Annotated in this window: 16 protein-coding genes; 12 read left to right on the top strand and 4 right to left on the bottom strand. The window is 44.3% G+C overall.

Annotation, left to right across the window (positions count from 1 at the left end; all coding sequences use genetic code 11):
• Positions 1-39: 39 nt before the first annotated feature.
• The 4 genes from AC4PHB_RS08645 to AC4PHB_RS08630 form a co-directional block, all read right to left on the bottom strand.
• Entirely contained in the window at positions 40-1,323 is a 1,284-nt protein-coding gene (locus AC4PHB_RS08645; protein ID WP_492136044.1) for an ABC transporter permease, read from the bottom strand.
• Between the two features lie 16 nt (positions 1,324-1,339).
• The gene (locus AC4PHB_RS08640) at positions 1,340-3,430 is read right to left on the bottom strand and encodes a COG1361 S-layer family protein (protein ID WP_492136043.1); all 2,091 of its coding nucleotides are present in this window, start codon (positions 3,428-3,430) and stop codon (positions 1,340-1,342) included.
• On the bottom strand, positions 3,431-4,180 hold the full coding sequence (locus AC4PHB_RS08635) for an ABC transporter ATP-binding protein (RefSeq protein ID WP_492136042.1): 750 nt from the start codon (positions 4,178-4,180) through the stop codon (positions 3,431-3,433).
• An 85-nt stretch (positions 4,181-4,265) separates the two neighbouring features.
• Positions 4,266-5,483 carry a 6-phosphofructokinase gene (locus AC4PHB_RS08630; protein WP_492136041.1) on the bottom strand — a complete coding sequence of 406 codons (1,218 nt, stop codon included), beginning with the start codon at positions 5,481-5,483 and terminating at the stop codon, positions 4,266-4,268.
• 175 nt (positions 5,484-5,658) lie between these two features.
• Between AC4PHB_RS08630 and kal the strand changes: the two genes are divergently transcribed.
• From kal to AC4PHB_RS08570, 12 genes are all read left to right on the top strand, one after another.
• The gene (gene kal / locus AC4PHB_RS08625) at positions 5,659-6,042 is read left to right on the top strand and encodes a 3-aminobutyryl-CoA ammonia lyase (RefSeq protein WP_333686814.1); all 384 of its coding nucleotides are present in this window, start codon (positions 5,659-5,661) and stop codon (positions 6,040-6,042) included.
• 125 nt (positions 6,043-6,167) lie between these two features.
• The gene (kce, locus tag AC4PHB_RS08620) at positions 6,168-6,992 is read left to right on the top strand and encodes a 3-keto-5-aminohexanoate cleavage enzyme (protein ID WP_333686815.1); all 825 of its coding nucleotides are present in this window, start codon (positions 6,168-6,170) and stop codon (positions 6,990-6,992) included.
• Between the two features lie 79 nt (positions 6,993-7,071).
• A complete protein-coding gene (locus AC4PHB_RS08615) occupies positions 7,072-8,688 on the top strand; it encodes a gamma-glutamyltransferase family protein (RefSeq protein ID WP_492136040.1) in 1,617 nt (538 codons plus the stop codon).
• Between the two features lie 258 nt (positions 8,689-8,946).
• The gene (gene glpX / locus AC4PHB_RS08610; protein WP_492136039.1) at positions 8,947-9,915 is read left to right on the top strand and encodes a class II fructose-bisphosphatase; all 969 of its coding nucleotides are present in this window, start codon (positions 8,947-8,949) and stop codon (positions 9,913-9,915) included.
• Between the two features lie 17 nt (positions 9,916-9,932).
• On the top strand, positions 9,933-11,315 hold the full coding sequence (gene rho / locus AC4PHB_RS08605; RefSeq protein WP_492136038.1) for a transcription termination factor Rho: 1,383 nt from the start codon (positions 9,933-9,935) through the stop codon (positions 11,313-11,315).
• Between the two features lie 92 nt (positions 11,316-11,407).
• Positions 11,408-11,608, top strand: a complete 201-nt coding sequence (rpmE, locus tag AC4PHB_RS08600) for a 50S ribosomal protein L31 (protein WP_492136037.1) — start codon at positions 11,408-11,410, stop codon at positions 11,606-11,608.
• Between the two features lie 63 nt (positions 11,609-11,671).
• Entirely contained in the window at positions 11,672-12,637 is a 966-nt protein-coding gene (locus AC4PHB_RS08595; RefSeq protein WP_492136036.1) for a DUF1385 domain-containing protein, read from the top strand.
• Entirely contained in the window at positions 12,631-13,488 is an 858-nt protein-coding gene (prmC, locus tag AC4PHB_RS08590; RefSeq protein WP_492136035.1) for a peptide chain release factor N(5)-glutamine methyltransferase, read from the top strand. The genes AC4PHB_RS08595 and prmC overlap by 7 nt, the downstream gene beginning before the upstream one ends.
• 12 nt (positions 13,489-13,500) lie before the next feature.
• Entirely contained in the window at positions 13,501-14,022 is a 522-nt protein-coding gene (locus tag AC4PHB_RS08585) for a chromate transporter (RefSeq protein WP_492136034.1), read from the top strand.
• A 12-nt stretch (positions 14,023-14,034) separates the two neighbouring features.
• Positions 14,035-14,586: a chromate transporter gene (locus AC4PHB_RS08580; protein ID WP_492136033.1), complete on the top strand. Its 552-nt coding sequence runs from the start codon at positions 14,035-14,037 to the stop codon at positions 14,584-14,586.
• Positions 14,587-14,672: 86 nt separating this feature from the next.
• Entirely contained in the window at positions 14,673-15,746 is a 1,074-nt protein-coding gene (gene prfA / locus AC4PHB_RS08575; RefSeq protein WP_492136032.1) for a peptide chain release factor 1, read from the top strand.
• 43 nt (positions 15,747-15,789) lie between these two features.
• Complete coding sequence (locus AC4PHB_RS08570) at positions 15,790-16,839, top strand: L-threonylcarbamoyladenylate synthase (RefSeq protein WP_492136031.1); 1,050 nt, start codon at positions 15,790-15,792, stop codon at positions 16,837-16,839.

Here is a 16,839-nt window from a genome sequence, read left to right as displayed (position 1 = left end):
TATTACCCCTCTATTACTTAACATACTTCGCTTATCCTATTACTCTGTCCTTATCGCCTCAATCGCGGAAAGATTCATCGCTCTTCTTGCAGGGTAATACCCCGAAATTATCCCGATCAATGCCGAAAATCCCAAGGATGCAAATACCAACCATACTGGGATGATCGATATTTTGGATCCTCCTGCTGCACCGAAGAAACCACCGAACTGACTGCCAAAGCGGTTGATCAGATATGACAGAAGAAATGAGAACCCGATCCCGATAACTCCACCGATCACTCCTATCATAGCTGATTCAAACAGGAACAATCTTTTGATGTCATTGATGGAGGCACCAATTACCTTCATTATGCCGATTTCCTTAGTCCGCTCGTAAATACTCATTACCATTGTATTTGTAATGCCAATTGCAGCTACCAGAAGTGAAATCGCTCCGATTCCCCCAAGAACAAGCTGGATCATCCCAGCTGTTTCCTTCATGGCTTCCAACTGGTCATTAAGGCTGTATGCCTCATGCCCCATATCCTTTATTGCCTGCTGAACTTCCTGGACGTTCTTCATCTCGTCGACCTTCACATTGATCTGCTGATAATCAGTACTTGAATCCTGACCTGGCTTAGGCTTTACTCCCTCCGCCTTTTCTTTTTCCTTTATTAGCTTTTGGACCTCGGTTATGGGCATGAAAACCCCATAGCTGTACTCCCAATTGCCCTCTGCCAGGACCCCTGCAGTCTTTATCTTGTATTCCTTATAAACCACCTTATTCCCTGGATCCTCCCATCCGTAGCTTGGATTAAGAGTCATGGTCATACGATCCTTCATTAGATCTACCTTAGGCTCTCTCCAAACTCTTGCCTTGGGATCGTAGAAGTTCTGCTTCATTTGGCTTCCAAATACTACAGTAAGCTCATCGCTACTGGTAAGAAGTCTACCCTCAGCTATCTCAAATCCAAACTCAGCCATAGAATCAGGATCCACACCTCTGATGGGAACTCCTGCGATATATCTTCCATTTATGATCGTTCCATAAACCTCAAGTGTCGGACTTACTGCAATTACATGGGGAAGTGCCTTGAAGCTTATGACTGCCTTGTCATCCAGCTTAACTGGCTCACCGCCGCCGGAGGGCATTGATGGATCCTCCCACCTTTTGTACACGTTTATAGTAGTAAGGCTCCCCCACTGGGATATCTGATCTTCAAAGGACTTGCTTAGACCAAATCCCAGGCTGAGCATAACGATAATTGAAGTCGCACCGATTATTACGCCAAGGACTGTAAGAAAGGTCCTCAGCTTTCTTCTCCACAGGTTTTTAACACCCATTCGCACCAGATCGAAGCTATTCATCGATTTCCATTTCCTCTAAGGCTTTTTTTGCCTTCCTCTTTCTGTAGATGATCACTCCTGCAACTATAGCTGCCAAAGCAACCCCTCCAGGTATTAAGAAGGACTTTATACCTCCTGACTCTCCAGGCATGGGTTCCTCGATAGGAGGTTCGCCACCAGGATATTCAGGCATTGGCATCATATCCATGACATTCAGCGTAAAGGGCTTTCTTACCTCTTGCATTTGACCTGTGGAGTCCTCAAATGTGAAGACGATATCCCCTGAAAGCTCACCAGGATTTGATGGGATAACATACCCCTCAAAGTACTCGCTGCTTCCGCTGTTAAAATTTCCAACGTAATATTGACCGTTCTCTGTCTGGAAGTCGCCCTCCAGCTTGACCATCATGTTATAAAGAGTTACCTTTCCTGTATTATAGAATTCTAAAGATATTGGAGTTGATTGACCTACATAGCTCTCAGGGAAGTAGCCCACTTCACCGGTCTCAAGCCTTGATTGCTGAACTACAGGTATTCCTATAAATTCCTGAGCCTGGTAAGGATTGGCTGCAGTATCCTCGTATTCAAAGTTTGCAGTTATGGTGTAGGTCTTCGCCTTAGCATCTGGTATGGTAAACATGGTTATTGTCTTTTCGACTCTACCCTTAGGTGCAATACTGTCGATGTAAAAGGTGTTAGAGCTGTTTACTGGTGTAAATACTGAGCCTGAGTCGGTCTCAGTTTCAGCTGTAAGAAATATCTTTATGTTTCTAACAGCCCTTGAGCTGTTTGTATTATAAAATGACAAGTACATCTCAAAATTTTGGCCTGCCTCGACCATTGTGGGACTGAAGCTGTATTTATCGATTATAAGCTTCGGCGTAGACAGATTAGCATCCTCATCAGGAGCATTTACAAATACACCGATCATTTGTGATATCTGATCTCTCAATTCCGGAGACACTAAATCATCGGTATAATCAACAGTTATATTTATTGGGTAGTTGCTCGTCGCTGCATTTGGAGCAGTCAGAAACAAGAATTCAACCTTAACTGTCTCGCCAGGGGCTATTGCATCAATTTTCGTAGTACTTAGTGATTTAGGAACAAGTCCGTTCGATTCCTGGCTGTCGGCATTTACTACCACATTCTTAGCTATTGACTGACCCTGATTTCTTACTTCCATCGATACCTTGACCTCTTTGTTCTGACCCAAAGGTCCGGAGGGATAAGTGATGTTTTGGAGTAAAAGGTTCGCAGCCTGCTCAAGATTTGATCCTACCTGGATGCTGAACCCTTCAGTTTCAGGTCCCATTTTGTTACCCTTATCATCCTTGTAGCTGTACTCAAGCTCAAGCTCATAATTTCCTTGTTTAAGTCCCTTTGCAGCCTTAAGCTCGAAGTATATATAGTCCTTCTTACCTCTATTTATTGAAGCGAGAGTTTGAGTGCTAAGTCCAGCTCTCAATGAGAAAGTATCAACTGAAAGTCCTTTTATTGAGGCTTTTATGTCTCTTGCAGGTCCATCACCATCGTTCTCAAGCTGGAATCCCACAATGAAATCTCCTCCAGGTAAAACTATTGGAGGCATTAGATCGATTTTAGATACTGCCAACTCCGGTGTGGTCGGTGATGAGGTTACACGGACGTTGATGGTTTTAGAAAGAATGTATTTAATTGGGTCAGTAGATTCATCAATATTTTCAGTTGAAGGATCATCTACATAATTATTATAATACACAATTTCTAAAGGTAATTCGTAGGTGTCATCCTCAGCATCATCATCAATATCTATTGTAAATGAGACACTTTTTACATTATTAGAAGAAATGTTGTCTACAGGTTTACTTGAACCTCTGTCTACAACTACATTTCCTGTATTGTCCGAATAAAGTGTAGCTACAATATTAGTAGCGGTCTCTGTACCAACATTTTTAAGCTCAACTGTGATAGTATCTCTGTCGCCAGCTTCTGCTCTGACTGAGTTTGAACTGACAAGCATTAAATCAGGTCTTGCACTAGACATATCAGCAGCCCAAACCCCTGCCGGCAGCATCGTAAATATTATCGCAAATATCAATAACCTGCTTAATAATCGTTTCATCTATACTATTCCCTCCTCTGATGATTTATTGATGTCTATTCTCTCAATACTGCCGTCTCTTAGGTGTATGACTCTGTGAGCATACCCGGATATCTCGACATCGTGCGTTACTATTACAAGTGTCTGGCTGTATTCCTTTGCCATCCCTGTTATCAGGTCCATTACCTCGTAGGTGGTTTTTGTGTCCAGGTTACCAGTGGGCTCGTCTGCGAAGACGATCCTGGGATTGCTAACAAAGGCTCTTGCTATACTTACACGCTGCTGCTGACCGCCGCTCATTTCCGAGGGCTTGTGGTGCAGCCTGTTACCAAGACCTACGTTCTTAAGCATTTTTGTTGCAACCTTGTCCCTGCTTGATTTAGGAACTCCCTTGAAGGTGAGTACAAGGCTTACATTCTCCAATGCAGTGAGAGTCGGGATAAGGTTATAGGACTGGAACACAAAGCCTATGTTAAGCTGTCTGAACTTGGCCAGCTGCTTCTCATCCATCTTCTCAAGATGCATTTCATTGATTATTATTTCTCCTCTTGTGGGCTTCTCAAGACCGGCCATCATATTTAGCAAGGTACTTTTACCGGAGCCTGAGGTTCCGATCAAGCAAATAAATTCCTTTTTGCCAATATCAAGGTCAATATTGTCCAGAGCGATGATCTTCTCATCACCCATTTTATATATTTTTCTGAGATTCCTCAGTTGAATAAGATCATCCAGCTTGACCACCTCTTTCTTTATACAAATAAAGTCTAACATATGGAGAGAAAATAGTAGTTACAAAACGATTAAATTTGAACATATTACGTAGAAGAGCCGGCAATCGCCGACTCTTTTGTCTGTCCTATTTGTTGAGTATCTTATCTACCCTTGGCGCTCTTAGTCTATGTGCCTGTGGCATATTTGATCCAAGAAGCGGGAGCAGATAATACTTAAATGCTTCCGTAACTCCATTTCCGGCCTCATTGATAAACTCATCCGGCATGGAACGTGTATTTCTTGCAACCTCTGAAAGCTGTGTTAGCCTGTAATCCACGGAGTATAGTCCTGTCCTATGGATAGTGACAGATCCATCAACATTATGCCATAGGGCGTATTGGGCAGCCTTCTCACCAACCTCCCTTGCCTCCTGTTGGTCTACATCAGACACACATCCAATGAAAGACCTTTGAAGGTAGCCGAAGGTATCGCTTCTGACCCTCTTTATTCCAAGCTTTTCCTTGATCTGGTCCGACAATAGATCCCCTAAAGCACCGGTTCCTGAAAGCTGAACATTTCCGTGGCTGTCCACCTCGATATCCTTGGTCAGGCTTGCGATTATTGGAGTCCCGCCTTCGTCAGAAACTCCCTCTGAAACTGCTATTACACATCTTCCGTACTTACCGTAAACCTCCTTGACGTCATTGATAAAGCTATCTATATTGAAGGGTCGCTCAGGCAGATATATCAGGTGCGGACCGTCATCAGGATACTTTTGTGCCATTGAGGCTGCAGCAGTCAAAAATCCTGCATTTCTTCCCATAACTACTCCGATATATACTCCTGAAAGAGCCTTTACGTCCAGGTTTACTCCAATAAAAGCCTGAGCAACGAATTTTGCTGCCGAGCCATACCCAGGGCAGTGGTCGTTGACCCTCAGGTCGTTGTCTATGGTCTTTGGAATATGGATAGCCCTTAGCTCATAACCTGACTGCATCGCCTTTTCATTGACGATCCTTACCGTATCTGCTGAATCATTTCCTCCTATGTAAAAGAAGTAGCGGATATTGTGGGCTTCCAGAACCTTGAATATTTTGTTGCAGTATTCATCATCAGGCTTATCTCTGGTTGAGAGCAGAGCTGAGGATGGAGTACCTGCAACCTTCTCAAGATTATTGGTAGTCTCCTGGGTCAAGTCCAGGAATTCTTCGTTGATTATACCTCTGACGCCATTCAAAGCACCGTATATCTTTTGTACCTGTGGAAACTTCCTTGCTTCAAGGACTACGCCTACCATCGACTGATTGATGACTGCTGTTGGTCCTCCTCCCTGAGCTACTAGAACATTCCCTTCGAGCTTCATGATTTATCCCCCTTTATAGGTTGTTCCTATTATAAACACTGAGTTCTATTGATATCATGATATCAGATTCCAGGCTTCGATTCAACAAGCTGTGATAGGGATAACGATTTCTAATGTGGAATAAAAACAAGGACTATGTTATAATTGAGACAAACATTAACAGGGAGGTATTTTGATGGAAAAATCTATGATCAGAATTAGAATGAGTGCACACGATGCCCACTACGGTGGTAATCTTGTTGATGGAGCTAGGATGCTTGGTTTGTTTGGAGACGTTGCTACTGAACTTCTCATAAGATTGGATGGAGATGAAGGTCTATTTGTTGCATACGACAAGGTCGAGTTCAAGGCACCTGTTTTTGCAGGTGATTATATCGAGGCAGTAGGCGAGATTGTAAGCGTTGGGAACACATCAAGGAAGATGAAGTTCGAAGCTAGAAAGGTTATAGTGCCCAGACCTGATATCAACGAGTCAGCATGCGACGTATTGGAAGAGCCTATCGTTGTATGCATAGCTGAAGGGACCTGCGTAGTGACGAAGGATAAGAAGAGGAAGTAAATAATTGACAATTGACAATTGACAATTGACAATGGACAATTAAATTCACAATTCACAGATCACAATTCACTGCGACCATCGGTCGCCCTTTCCAACTAACCAACTTTTAAGAAGGAGCTGATATAATGGAAAAATTGATCATAACTGCTGCCATTTGCGGAGCAGAGGTTACAAAGGAAAATAACCCCAATGTCCCATATACTATAGAGGAAATTGGCAGAGAAGCAGAGGCTGCATATAAAGCAGGAGCGAGCATAATCCACCTTCATGTAAGAGAGGACGACGGCACTCCAACTCAAAACAAGGAAAGATTCAAGCTTGCAATGGATGAGATCAGAAGAAGGTGTCCTGATGTCATAATCCAGCCTTCCACAGGGGGAGCAGTAGGTATGACTGACGAGGAAAGACTTCAGCCAACCGAGCTTTATCCAGAAATGGCTACTCTTGACTGTGGAACCCTTAATTTTGGCGGCGACGAGATATTTGTAAACACCGAGACAACCATAAAGAACTTTGGAAGGATCATGATAGAAAGAGATATAAAGCCCGAGGTAGAGGTATTTGACAAAGGTATGATCGACTATGCCATCAGATTTCAGAAGCAAGGCTTCATTAAGGCTCCTATGCACTTCGACTTCGTTCTTGGGGTTCAGATGTCAGCTACCGCAAGGGATCTGGCATTTATGGTAGACAGCATACCGCAGGGCTCGACCTGGACAGCAGCAGGCATAGGCAGAAGCCAATTCCAGATAGCTGCCATGGCAATAGTTATGGGGGGCAATGTAAGAGTCGGATTTGAAGACAACACTTATATTGAGAAGGGCGTACTTGCAAAATCCAATGGCGAAATGGTAGAAAAGGTAGTAAGACTTGCCAAAGAGCTTGGCAGAGAAATAGCAACTCCGGCAGAAGCAAGGGAAATACTTGGACTGAAACCACTAAAAGCTTAATAAATCTTAGATTATATGATATAATTGGTACCAACAACGGTACCAATTTTCTTTTCTCTATTTAATTTCCCATAAGGATGTGAAAAAATTGAAATTTGACCCCTATTATCAAAGATACTCATCTAAGAGGAATCTAGTTTTTGGTCACAAGGGTATGGTTTCCACTACCCACCCTATCGCCTCACAGGCTGGAATTTCAGTCATGAAGTCAGGAGGTAACGCCTTTGACGGTGCTATCGCTGCAGCTGCAGCACTGACCGTAGTAGAACCGACAAGCAATGGTATAGGAGGAGATGCCTTTGCTATTCTTTCCAAGGATGGAGAGATCCTTGGGATAAACGGAAGCGGGAGATCTCCTCAAAAACTGACGATTCAATGGTTGAGGGATAACGGATTTGACAAGATACCAAAATATGGACCTTTAGCCGTGACCGTTCCCGGTGCAGTTTCAGTATGGGCTGAAATAAACCGAAAGTTTGGAAAACTGCCTCTCGAAGAGGTTTTAAAACCTGCAATAGAAATTGCAAGAGAAGGTCATGTGGTACACACGACCGTTGCAAGATATTGGAAGCAGGCAAAGGAAAGATATTCTGAATTATTGGATAAGCATTACATAAAGCCATGGTTTGACCACTTTACCACGGAGGGTCGCACACCTTATCCTGGGGAGCTCTGGAAATCTGAGGAGCAGGCAAGGACCCTTGAACTGATAGCCTCATCAGGTGGGGAGTCATTTTACAGTGGTGAGCTAGCAGCAAGGATCTCGGAGTTTGTTAAAGCCTCAGGTGGTCTCATGGAAAAAGAAGATCTGGCAGATCATCATCCGGAATGGGTAAAGCCCATAACTACTTCATTCAGAGGCTACGATGTTTGGGAGATACCTCCCAATGGCCAGGGCATAACAGCTCTTATGGCACTAGGAATACTTGATAGACTGGAAAAGGGACATATAGAGGATCCTGAAACGATCCACAGAGCAATCGAGGCCATGAAGCTGGGCTTTGAGGATGGCAACAGGATAGTTGGAGATCAGGATTTCATGGATGACTATTGGAGATGTGTCCTTGAGCCTGAATACCTTTCTAAGAGAGCTGAGCTGATAACCGACAGAGCAAGACTGCCCCTTGATGCTCAGCCTAAGCGTGGAGGTACTGTATACCTGGCAGCAGCAGATGGCGAGGGGAATATGATATCTTATATACAAAGCAACTATTGGGGCTTCGGTTCAGGGCTTGTCGTACCGGGAACAGGGATTTCTCTCCACAACAGAGGGTATGATTTCGTGTGTGAGGAGGGACACCCCAACTCATTGCTGCCCGGAAAACGACCATATCATACCATCATCCCAGGCTTCCTTTCAAAGGATGGTAAGCCAATTGGTCCATTTGGAGTAATGGGAGCATATATGCAGCCACAGGGGCATCTTCAGGTGGTTCTAAATACCGTTGAATTTGGGCTTAATCCACAGGACGCCCTTGATTCACCAAGGTGGCAGTGGGTCGGCGGCAACAACATCCAGGTAGAGAAAAGCTTCCCGACTGAGCTGGCCGAAGCTCTTGCAAGAAAGGGTCATGACGTATCCGTAAACCTTGACACCGGAAGTTTTGGGAGAGGTCAGATAATCTGGAGAGATGAAAACGGAGTACTGTGCGGAGGAACGGAAAGCAGAGCGGATGGATATATAGCGGTGTGGTGATGCAAATTTCAACCCTAGAGTTGAAATTTGAGTGAATAAGTTTGAGTGAATAGTGAATAACGAAAAGCATGGAAAGAGATCAAGCAGCATAATTGAGATAAGATTTAATAAATCTTTAGAAGGAATTTTTACTCTAACCTCTTAGGTTTTATCACTAAGAGCCAAGCTCTTCACTGTTAACTATTCACTATTCACCATTCACTATTCACTATTCACTGTTAACTATTCACTATTCACTGAAAAAAGGGGGTTTAAGTGATGGATAGAAACTTAGCGGTAAATCTTGCTAGAGTAACTGAGGCTGCAGCTCTCGCCAGTGCAAGGATGCTGGGAAGAGGCGATAAGAACATGGCTGACCAGCTGGCCGTCGATGCCATGAGAAGAATGTTCGACACAATAGACATAGACGGAGAAGTGGTTATTGGCGAAGGCGAGATGGACGAGGCTCCAATGCTCTATATCGGGGAGCATATTGGAACACCCAGAGAAGGCAACCCTAAGGTGGATATAGCAGTAGACCCCCTGGATGGAACTCTTGCAGTTGCCCATGGACTGGCTAATGCAATAGCGGTAGTTGCTGTAGCTCCCAGAGGGTGTCTTCTGAATGCACCTGATATGTACATGGAAAAGCTTGCTGTAGGCCCTAAAGCAAAGGGAGCAATAGATATCAAGGCGACTGTAAGAACCAATATCGAAAACGTTGCAAAGGCACTTGAAAAGGATCCTTCTGACATAACGGTTATAATACTCGACAGAGAACGTCACAGGAAGATGATAAATGAGATTAGGGAGACAGGTGCCAGATTGAAGTTCATATATGACGGAGACGTTCTTGGAGCCATATCTACCTGCTTTGATGAGGCCGGGGTAGATATACTTATGGGAAGCGGAGGTGCACCTGAGGGTGTTCTTGCAGCAGCTGCCTTGAAGTGCCTGGGCGGAGAATTCCAGGGGATCCTGCTGCCTGAAGACGACGTTCAGAGAGAACGATGCAGAAGAATGGGTGTGGAGCTGGATAAGGTATACTTAACTGACGACCTGGTCAAGGGAGATGAGATTGCATTCTCCGCTACCGGAGTAAGCTATGGCGAGCTTCTTGAGGGCGTAAAGTATCTGGACAACAATAAAGCGACTACAGAGACCCTGATTCTTAGAGCAGAAACAGGGACGGTAAGGTTTATGAAGGCGGTCCACCAACTGGACAAAAAGCCTGAATACGCCAAGTAATAAAGAGAGGTGATATATTGAGCCAGGAATTATTGGAAAAGAAAAACTTAAGTCAGCTAAGAGAAATCGCTAAGGCTTATGGTATTGAAAAGGCTTATAAATACAAAAAAGAGGAGCTTCTTGAGCTCATAGTAAGAACTCTGTCGTCTGAGCCTGTAAGTGAAGAGCCAAAAACATCTATAGAGTATTCAGAAGAGGAGCAAGAAGAGCCTGTGATACAGGTTCCGGAGATCGACACAGACGATCTTTCCGACAAGGCATCTGAGGAAATGGAGCAGCTTGAGGATATCAACATAGCAGAGGGTATCCTAGAAATGCATCAGGATGGCTACGGCTTTCTAAGAAGGGACAACTACCTGTCTGGTGAGGATGATATCTACATTTCTCCATCCCAGATCAGGAGATTCCACCTGCAGACAGGTGATAAAATAACGGGAATAACAAGACCTCCGAAGGCAGGGGAAAAGTTCAACGCACTCCTTTACGTGAAGGCTGTAAACGACATGCCTCCGGCAACCGCAATCAATAGGCCTGATTTCGACAGTCTTACGCCGATCTATCCCACAGAAAGGCTTATACTGGAAACCGGATCAAAGGAATATGCCACGAGGATGATCGATCTTGTTGCACCGATTGGAAAAGGGCAGAGGGGTATGATAGTCGCACCTCCTAAGGCGGGCAAGACTACGCTTCTTAAGATGATTGCCAATGGCATAGCCCAAAACCATCCTGAGGTCGAGATGATAATCCTTTTGATCGATGAGAGGCCTGAGGAAGTCACCGACATGAAGAGATCCGTCAAGGGAGATGTTGTTTACTCAACATTCGACGAATTGCCAAAGAACCACACCAAGGTTGCGGAAATAGTTCTGGAAAGAGCGAAGCGACTGGTTGAGCATGGAAAGGACGTAGTTATACTCTTAGACAGCATAACGAGACTTGCCAGAGCATATAACCTTACTATTCCTCCCACAGGGAGGACATTGTCCGGAGGCTTGGATCCCGGTGCTCTCCATAAGCCGAAGAGATTCTTCGGAGCTGCTAGAAATCTGGAGGAGGGCGGAAGCCTTACTATCCTTGCCACTGCATTAGTCGAAACCGGCAGCAGGATGGATGATGTTATTTTCGAGGAGTTTAAGGGTACAGGTAATATGGAGATACACCTGGACAGGAAGCTGTCTGAGAAGAGGATATTCCCTGCGATAGACATCTATAAGTCAGGAACAAGGAGAGAGGAACTTATAATGACCCAGAAGGAGCTTGAGACAGTTTGGGCGATGAGAAAAGCTCTTGGAAGCGGCAGCACGCAGGAGGTAACCGAGCTATTGATAGCTAAGCTTCTAGAAACTAAAACCAATGAAGATTTTATAACTGAAATGAGAAATAAAATTTGGATATAGTTGAATATTTTTAGTTGCTGTGCTATAATCTAATGGTTATATCGAGGAGTAGCTGCAAAAATAGATACTCGTATTGAAGAGAGGTGAATGTAATGAAGACAGGAATCCATCCAGCATATAAAGAAGTAACTGTAACCTGTGCATGTGGAAACACATTCACAACGGGCTCCACTAAGGATGAGCTTAGAGTGGAAGTATGTTCAGAGTGCCATCCATTCTTTACCGGCAAGCAAAAGTTTGTTGAGCGTGGCGGGCGTGTAGAGAAATTCAAGAAGAAATATTCAATCGATTAATTTCTTCAACAACGGGTTAGTTGCATCCGCACTAACCTTTATTTTTTATGAGGAAGTGTATTTATGGCAAAGCTCAAAACTGCACGTGTAAGTGCTAAACATAAAACAACTATCGGCGGACAGGCACTTATTGAGGGAGTTATGATGAAAGGACCTGACAAGGTCGCCATAGCAGTTAGGAAGCCTGATAATGATATTGAGCTTAAGGTAGAACCAGTAAGATCGCTTGCAAAGAAAAGCAAGCTTTTTACTCTGCCATTTATCAGAGGGATGATCGGGCTTATTGACGCCCTTAAGATAGGAACTGGGGCATTGCTTTATTCCGCGGAGTTCTTCGAGGATGAACCTCCTAAGGATAAGTACGGAAACCCAAAGAAAACATTGATGGAGAGGATATTCAAGGAAAAGGCTCAAGAGGTTGAAATGACGCTTGCAGTCATCATATCCCTTGCCTTGACTATCGGAATATTCATGGTACTTCCAAATCTTATCACAAACCTTCTAAGCAGCCGGATCAACAGTACCATAGGACTGAATCTGGTAGAGGGAGTTATGAGGATAGCAATATTCCTTATATATGTGGTGTGGGTATCAAAGCTTGACGAGATCAAGAGAGTATTCCAATACCACGGAGCCGAGCACAAGAGCATCCACTGCTATGAGAATGAAATGCCTTTGACTGTAGAAAATGTAAGACGATTCCCGATCCTGCATGCTAGGTGTGGGACAAGCTTTTTATTTATGGTAATGATAGTAAGCATACTGGTGCTTTCATTTTTCGGCTGGCCAAATCCAGTGATGCGAGTAGTTACAAGGATATTGATGTTCCCTGTTATCGCAGGGATATCCTATGAAATAAATAGAGTGATCGGCAGAAGTGATTCAAGACTTTGTTACGCACTGAGCTATCCTGGGCTTATGATCCAGAAGCTGGCTACTGTTAAAGAGCCGGATGACTCCCAGATAGAGGTGGCAATAAAATCCCTTCTTGCAGTAATACCTGAAAATAAGGAGGCAGACTTGTGGTGATACAAGAGCTGCTAAAATGGGGTTGCGAAGCCCTAAATGGAATAGAATATTCTAATCCCCAGCAGGAAACAAGACTTATCCTGTCCCAATTGCTGGGAGTGGATAGGTCTTATCTTTATGCTCATGGAGATCAGGAGGTCACAGAGGCTGAAAAGACTAAATTCGTCCAGATCATTGAGAGGCGGAAATCAGGAGAGCCTATTCAGTACATTTTAGGAACACAGGAATTTATGGGTATTGATTTTAGGGTAGGCAAGGGAGTTCTGATCCCAAGGGGAGATACCGAGCTTTTGGTTGACCAAATCATTAAATTTATCGACGAGGAGTTTGCAGGCAGAATCTACAGGATGCTGGATATTGGAGTGGGTAGCGGTGCCATATCACTTTCAACAGCATATCACAGACCTGAAGGAGAGATAATTGGAGTCGATATCTCAAGGGAAGCCCTTCTGATCGCAGAAGAAAATAGAAGAAACCTAAGACTTGATAATGTCAGGTTCATTGAAAGCGATCTGTTTTCATCTATTGGAGAGGAATACCATAGTGGTTTTAATATCATTGCCTCGAATCCACCTTATATACCCGAGGGAGATTCAGAAGCCCTCCAAAAAGAGGTAAGGATACACGAACCTGCTATTGCTCTTTTTGGAGGAGAAGACGGTCTCGATTACTACAGGAAGATAACCTCCCAGGCGAGGAAGTACCTTGCAAGTGGAGGATTGCTGATATACGAGATCGGCGCCGGACAAGGGCCTGACGTCGCTGAGATAATGAAGGAAAATGGATTTAAAACTGTGACTGTTGCAAAGGACCTTGAAAACAGGGACAGGATAGTCGCAGGAAGATTATAAAGGAGGGGTAATATGGGAGCCCTTATAGACTTATTCATATCATTCTTTAAGATAGGAGCCTTCAGCTTTGGCGGAGGCTACGCCATGCTTCCTATGATACAAGAGGAAGTAATAACGGTCCACAACTGGATAACTATGGCAGAGTACATAGATATATTGGCAATCGCAGAGATGACCCCCGGACCTATAGCAATCAATTCAGCAACCTTTCTTGGCTACAAAGTTGCAGGAGTTGTCGGATCCGCATTGGCGACCCTGGGAGTCGTTCTCCCTTCATTTATTGTAATGAGCCTTATATTTCATTTCATTTTCAAATTTAAAAGCTCACCCTATGTTGATTGGATATTAAAGGGGATAAGATCCGTAGTTCTTGGTCTTATAGCGGTTGCAGCCTTCAGTGTTGCAGTTTCGACATTTGTAGATATACCATCAGTTTTGATTGCCGCATTACTGTTTTATTTGGTAGCTTTTAGAAATTTCAACCCCATATACGCCATTGTACTTGCTGGTGGTATGGGCGTGGTATTGTTTTAGGAGGGTTTGGGCATGCTTTTAAGCTTATTTTTGACATTTTTCAAGATCGGAGCCTTTACCTTCGGTGGAGGCTATGCAATGATTCCAATAATCCAGAGAGAGATAGTGGAAAAGAAAAAACTGATCAAGGACGAGGAATTCCTCGATGCAATAGCTCTTGCGCAAGCCTCGCCAGGTCCGGTAGCCGTAAATACAAGCATATACGTTGGTTACAGGATAAACGGATTTTTGGGTGCTCTAGCCTGCACAATGGGAACAGTTCTACCTTCATTTATCACTATACTTGTCGTGGCTATCTATTTTTACAGATTCAGGTCATTGCCAGTAATAGACAAAATCTTTGCTGGAATAAGGCCTGCAATCGTCGCATTGATTCTGGCGGCAGTATATAAGATGTGGACAAAGACCAAAAGGACTTGGGCGATACTTGGTGCATCCCTTGCAGCTGTGGTCGCAGTAATGTTCCTCGGTATAAGTCCAATTTGGGTGGTAACCTCAGGTGCGGTGGTATCTGTAGTTTATCACAGGTTCTTCGCAGCTCCACAAAAGGAGAGAGAGCATTAGCTTCTTGTAAAATGCATCTTCATCTAATATAATAGTAATGTGGTAGGATATGCGAAAAAGTAACATATAGAGGAGAGGTAAAAGCAGTGTTGGACAAATTAGCATTTATTGAAGATAAATACAGGGAGTTGACCGAAAAAGCCATGGACCCAAACCTGATCAACGAAGACAGGGAGGAATGGCAAAGGGTAATGAAGGAGCAGTCTGACCTTGAACCCATAGTTTCAAAATACAGGGAGTACACCAAGGCAAAGTCAGAGCTTGAGGACTCCAAGGAGATGCTTTATGACAAAGCGCTCGATGAGGACATGAGGGACATGGTAAAGGAAGAGGTCAAGGCACTTGAAGAGAACCTACAGACCTATGAAGAGGAGCTGAAGCTGCTCTTGCTTCCAAAGGATCCCAACGACCATAAGAATGTAATCGTCGAGATCAGAGGAGGAGCAGGCGGAGACGAAGCAGCTCTTTTCGCAGGAGTTCTGTTCAGAATGTATGTAAGATACGCTGAAAGGAACAACTGGAAGGTCGAAATTATGAACACAAATGAGATAGGTATAGGCGGTTATAAGGAAGTTATCTTTATGATCAAGGGTAAAGGAGCTTACAGCAAGCTAAAATATGAGTCCGGTGTCCACAGGGTACAAAGAGTCCCTGAGACTGAAGCCAGCGGCAGGATCCATACTTCCACTTCAACCGTAGCTGTGCTTCCGGAGGCTGAGGATGTTGACGTTGAGATAAATCCGCAGGATATAAGGGTCGACGTGTTCCGTTCCTCGGGGAATGGAGGTCAGTCAGTAAACACAACCGACTCAGCAGTAAGGATCACTCATAACCCTACTGGGATAGTCGTTTCCTGCCAGGATGAAAAAAGTCAGCTGAAGAATAAGGAAAAGGCGCTTAAGATTCTTAAGACCAAGCTTTACGACATGAAGATCCAGGAGCAAAATGCAGAGATGGCACAGCTAAAGAAAGGCCAGGTAGGAACAGGGGACAGATCTGAAAGAATAAGAACGTACAACTTCCCGCAGGGAAGGGTCACAGACCACAGGATAAATCTTACCCTGTACAAGTTGAATAGCTTCGTGGACGGAGATCTCGAGGAGATGATCGATTCACTGACTACTACGGATCAGGCGGAAAGACTGCAACAGATCAGCTAAAGAGGGGATGACCCTCTTTTTTTGTGAAAAGGATGATATGGATATGGAAACTAAAGTAATAAGAATAAGCAGCTCAGAGCCAGAGGAAGAACTCATAAAAGCTGCCGCAGCTCTAATAAGAGACGGTGAGCTTGTAGCATTCCCAACTGAGACAGTCTACGGATTAGGCGCAGATGGGCTTAATGAGGAAGCAGTCAAAAAAATATTTCAGGCAAAGGGCAGACCTCAGGATAATCCTTTGATACTACACGTTGATTCGGTAGATATGCTGGAGCAGCTGGTAATGGATATTCCTCCTGCAGCAAGAATCTGTATGGAGAAATTCTGGCCCGGACCGTTAACGATTTTATTCAGACGACGAGAGGTCGTACCTGATATAATAACTGCAGGACTCGAGACTGTAGCTATCAGGATGCCAAGCCACCCCGTAGCGCTGAGATTAATAAGCATAAGTGGAGCACCTATCGCTGCACCCTCGGCAAACAGTTCAGGCAAGCCAAGCCCAACAAGGGCTGAACACGTCCTTGAGGATATGGAAGGAAAGATACCTTTGATCATCGACGGAGGCGAAACAGGCGTTGGCCTCGAATCAACTGTACTCGATCTGACAGGAGAGAAGCCAATGATCCTGAGACCAGGTGGGATAACGCTGGAGGATGTGAGGAAGCTTCTTCCAAACGCGATCGTGGACCCGGCCTTGGGTTCTTCAGATAAGGATATGATCCCAAAATCACCTGGTCAAAAATACAGGCACTATGCACCAAAGGCCCAGATGAGCCTGGTCTCGGGGGAGAGCAGCAGAGTCATCGATGAGATAAATCGAATAACTTTAGAGGCCGAGCTCAAGGGTATGAAGGTAGGCATCATGTGCTGCACCGAAAATATGGGAAGCTACTCTGCTCATAGGATCGCTGATATGGGTTCCCTTCTTGACAAGGAGGCGATTGCCCACAATTTATTCCATATTATTAGAGACCTGGACAGATCAATGGTTGATCTTATAGTTTGCGAAGCTGTTGGCGAGGATGAAATTGGTCTTGCTATCATGAATAGACTCTTGAAGGCGGCTGGAGGAAGGCTTGTAAAGGTTTAG

Source organism: Gudongella sp. QWL-04, assembly GCF_058683975.1.
The sequence above is the reverse complement of the archived record's forward strand: the minus strand, read 5'-3'. Positions and strand labels throughout refer to the sequence as shown.

Bases quoted from the DNA above. Each gene is read 5' to 3' on its own strand.
- AC4PHB_RS08595 (WP_492136036.1), top strand. From the start codon at position 11,672: ATGGCAAAGCTCAAAACTGCACGTGTAAGTGCTAAACATAAAACAACT.
- AC4PHB_RS08645 (WP_492136044.1), bottom strand. From the start codon at position 1,323: ATGGGTGTTAAAAACCTGTGGAGAAGAAAGCTGAGGACCTTTCTTACA.
- kal (WP_333686814.1), top strand. From the start codon at position 5,659: ATGGAAAAATCTATGATCAGAATTAGAATGAGTGCACACGATGCCCAC.
- glpX (WP_492136039.1), top strand. From the start codon at position 8,947: ATGGATAGAAACTTAGCGGTAAATCTTGCTAGAGTAACTGAGGCTGCA.
- AC4PHB_RS08585 (WP_492136034.1), top strand. From the start codon at position 13,501: ATGGGAGCCCTTATAGACTTATTCATATCATTCTTTAAGATAGGAGCC.
- AC4PHB_RS08635 (WP_492136042.1), bottom strand. From the start codon at position 4,180: ATGTTAGACTTTATTTGTATAAAGAAAGAGGTGGTCAAGCTGGATGAT.
- AC4PHB_RS08640 (WP_492136043.1), bottom strand. From the start codon at position 3,430: ATGAAACGATTATTAAGCAGGTTATTGATATTTGCGATAATATTTACG.
- rpmE (WP_492136037.1), top strand. From the start codon at position 11,408: ATGAAGACAGGAATCCATCCAGCATATAAAGAAGTAACTGTAACCTGT.
- AC4PHB_RS08630 (WP_492136041.1), bottom strand. From the start codon at position 5,483: ATGAAGCTCGAAGGGAATGTTCTAGTAGCTCAGGGAGGAGGACCAACA.
- kce (WP_333686815.1), top strand. From the start codon at position 6,168: ATGGAAAAATTGATCATAACTGCTGCCATTTGCGGAGCAGAGGTTACA.
- AC4PHB_RS08580 (WP_492136033.1), top strand. From the start codon at position 14,035: ATGCTTTTAAGCTTATTTTTGACATTTTTCAAGATCGGAGCCTTTACC.
- AC4PHB_RS08570 (WP_492136031.1), top strand. From the start codon at position 15,790: ATGGAAACTAAAGTAATAAGAATAAGCAGCTCAGAGCCAGAGGAAGAA.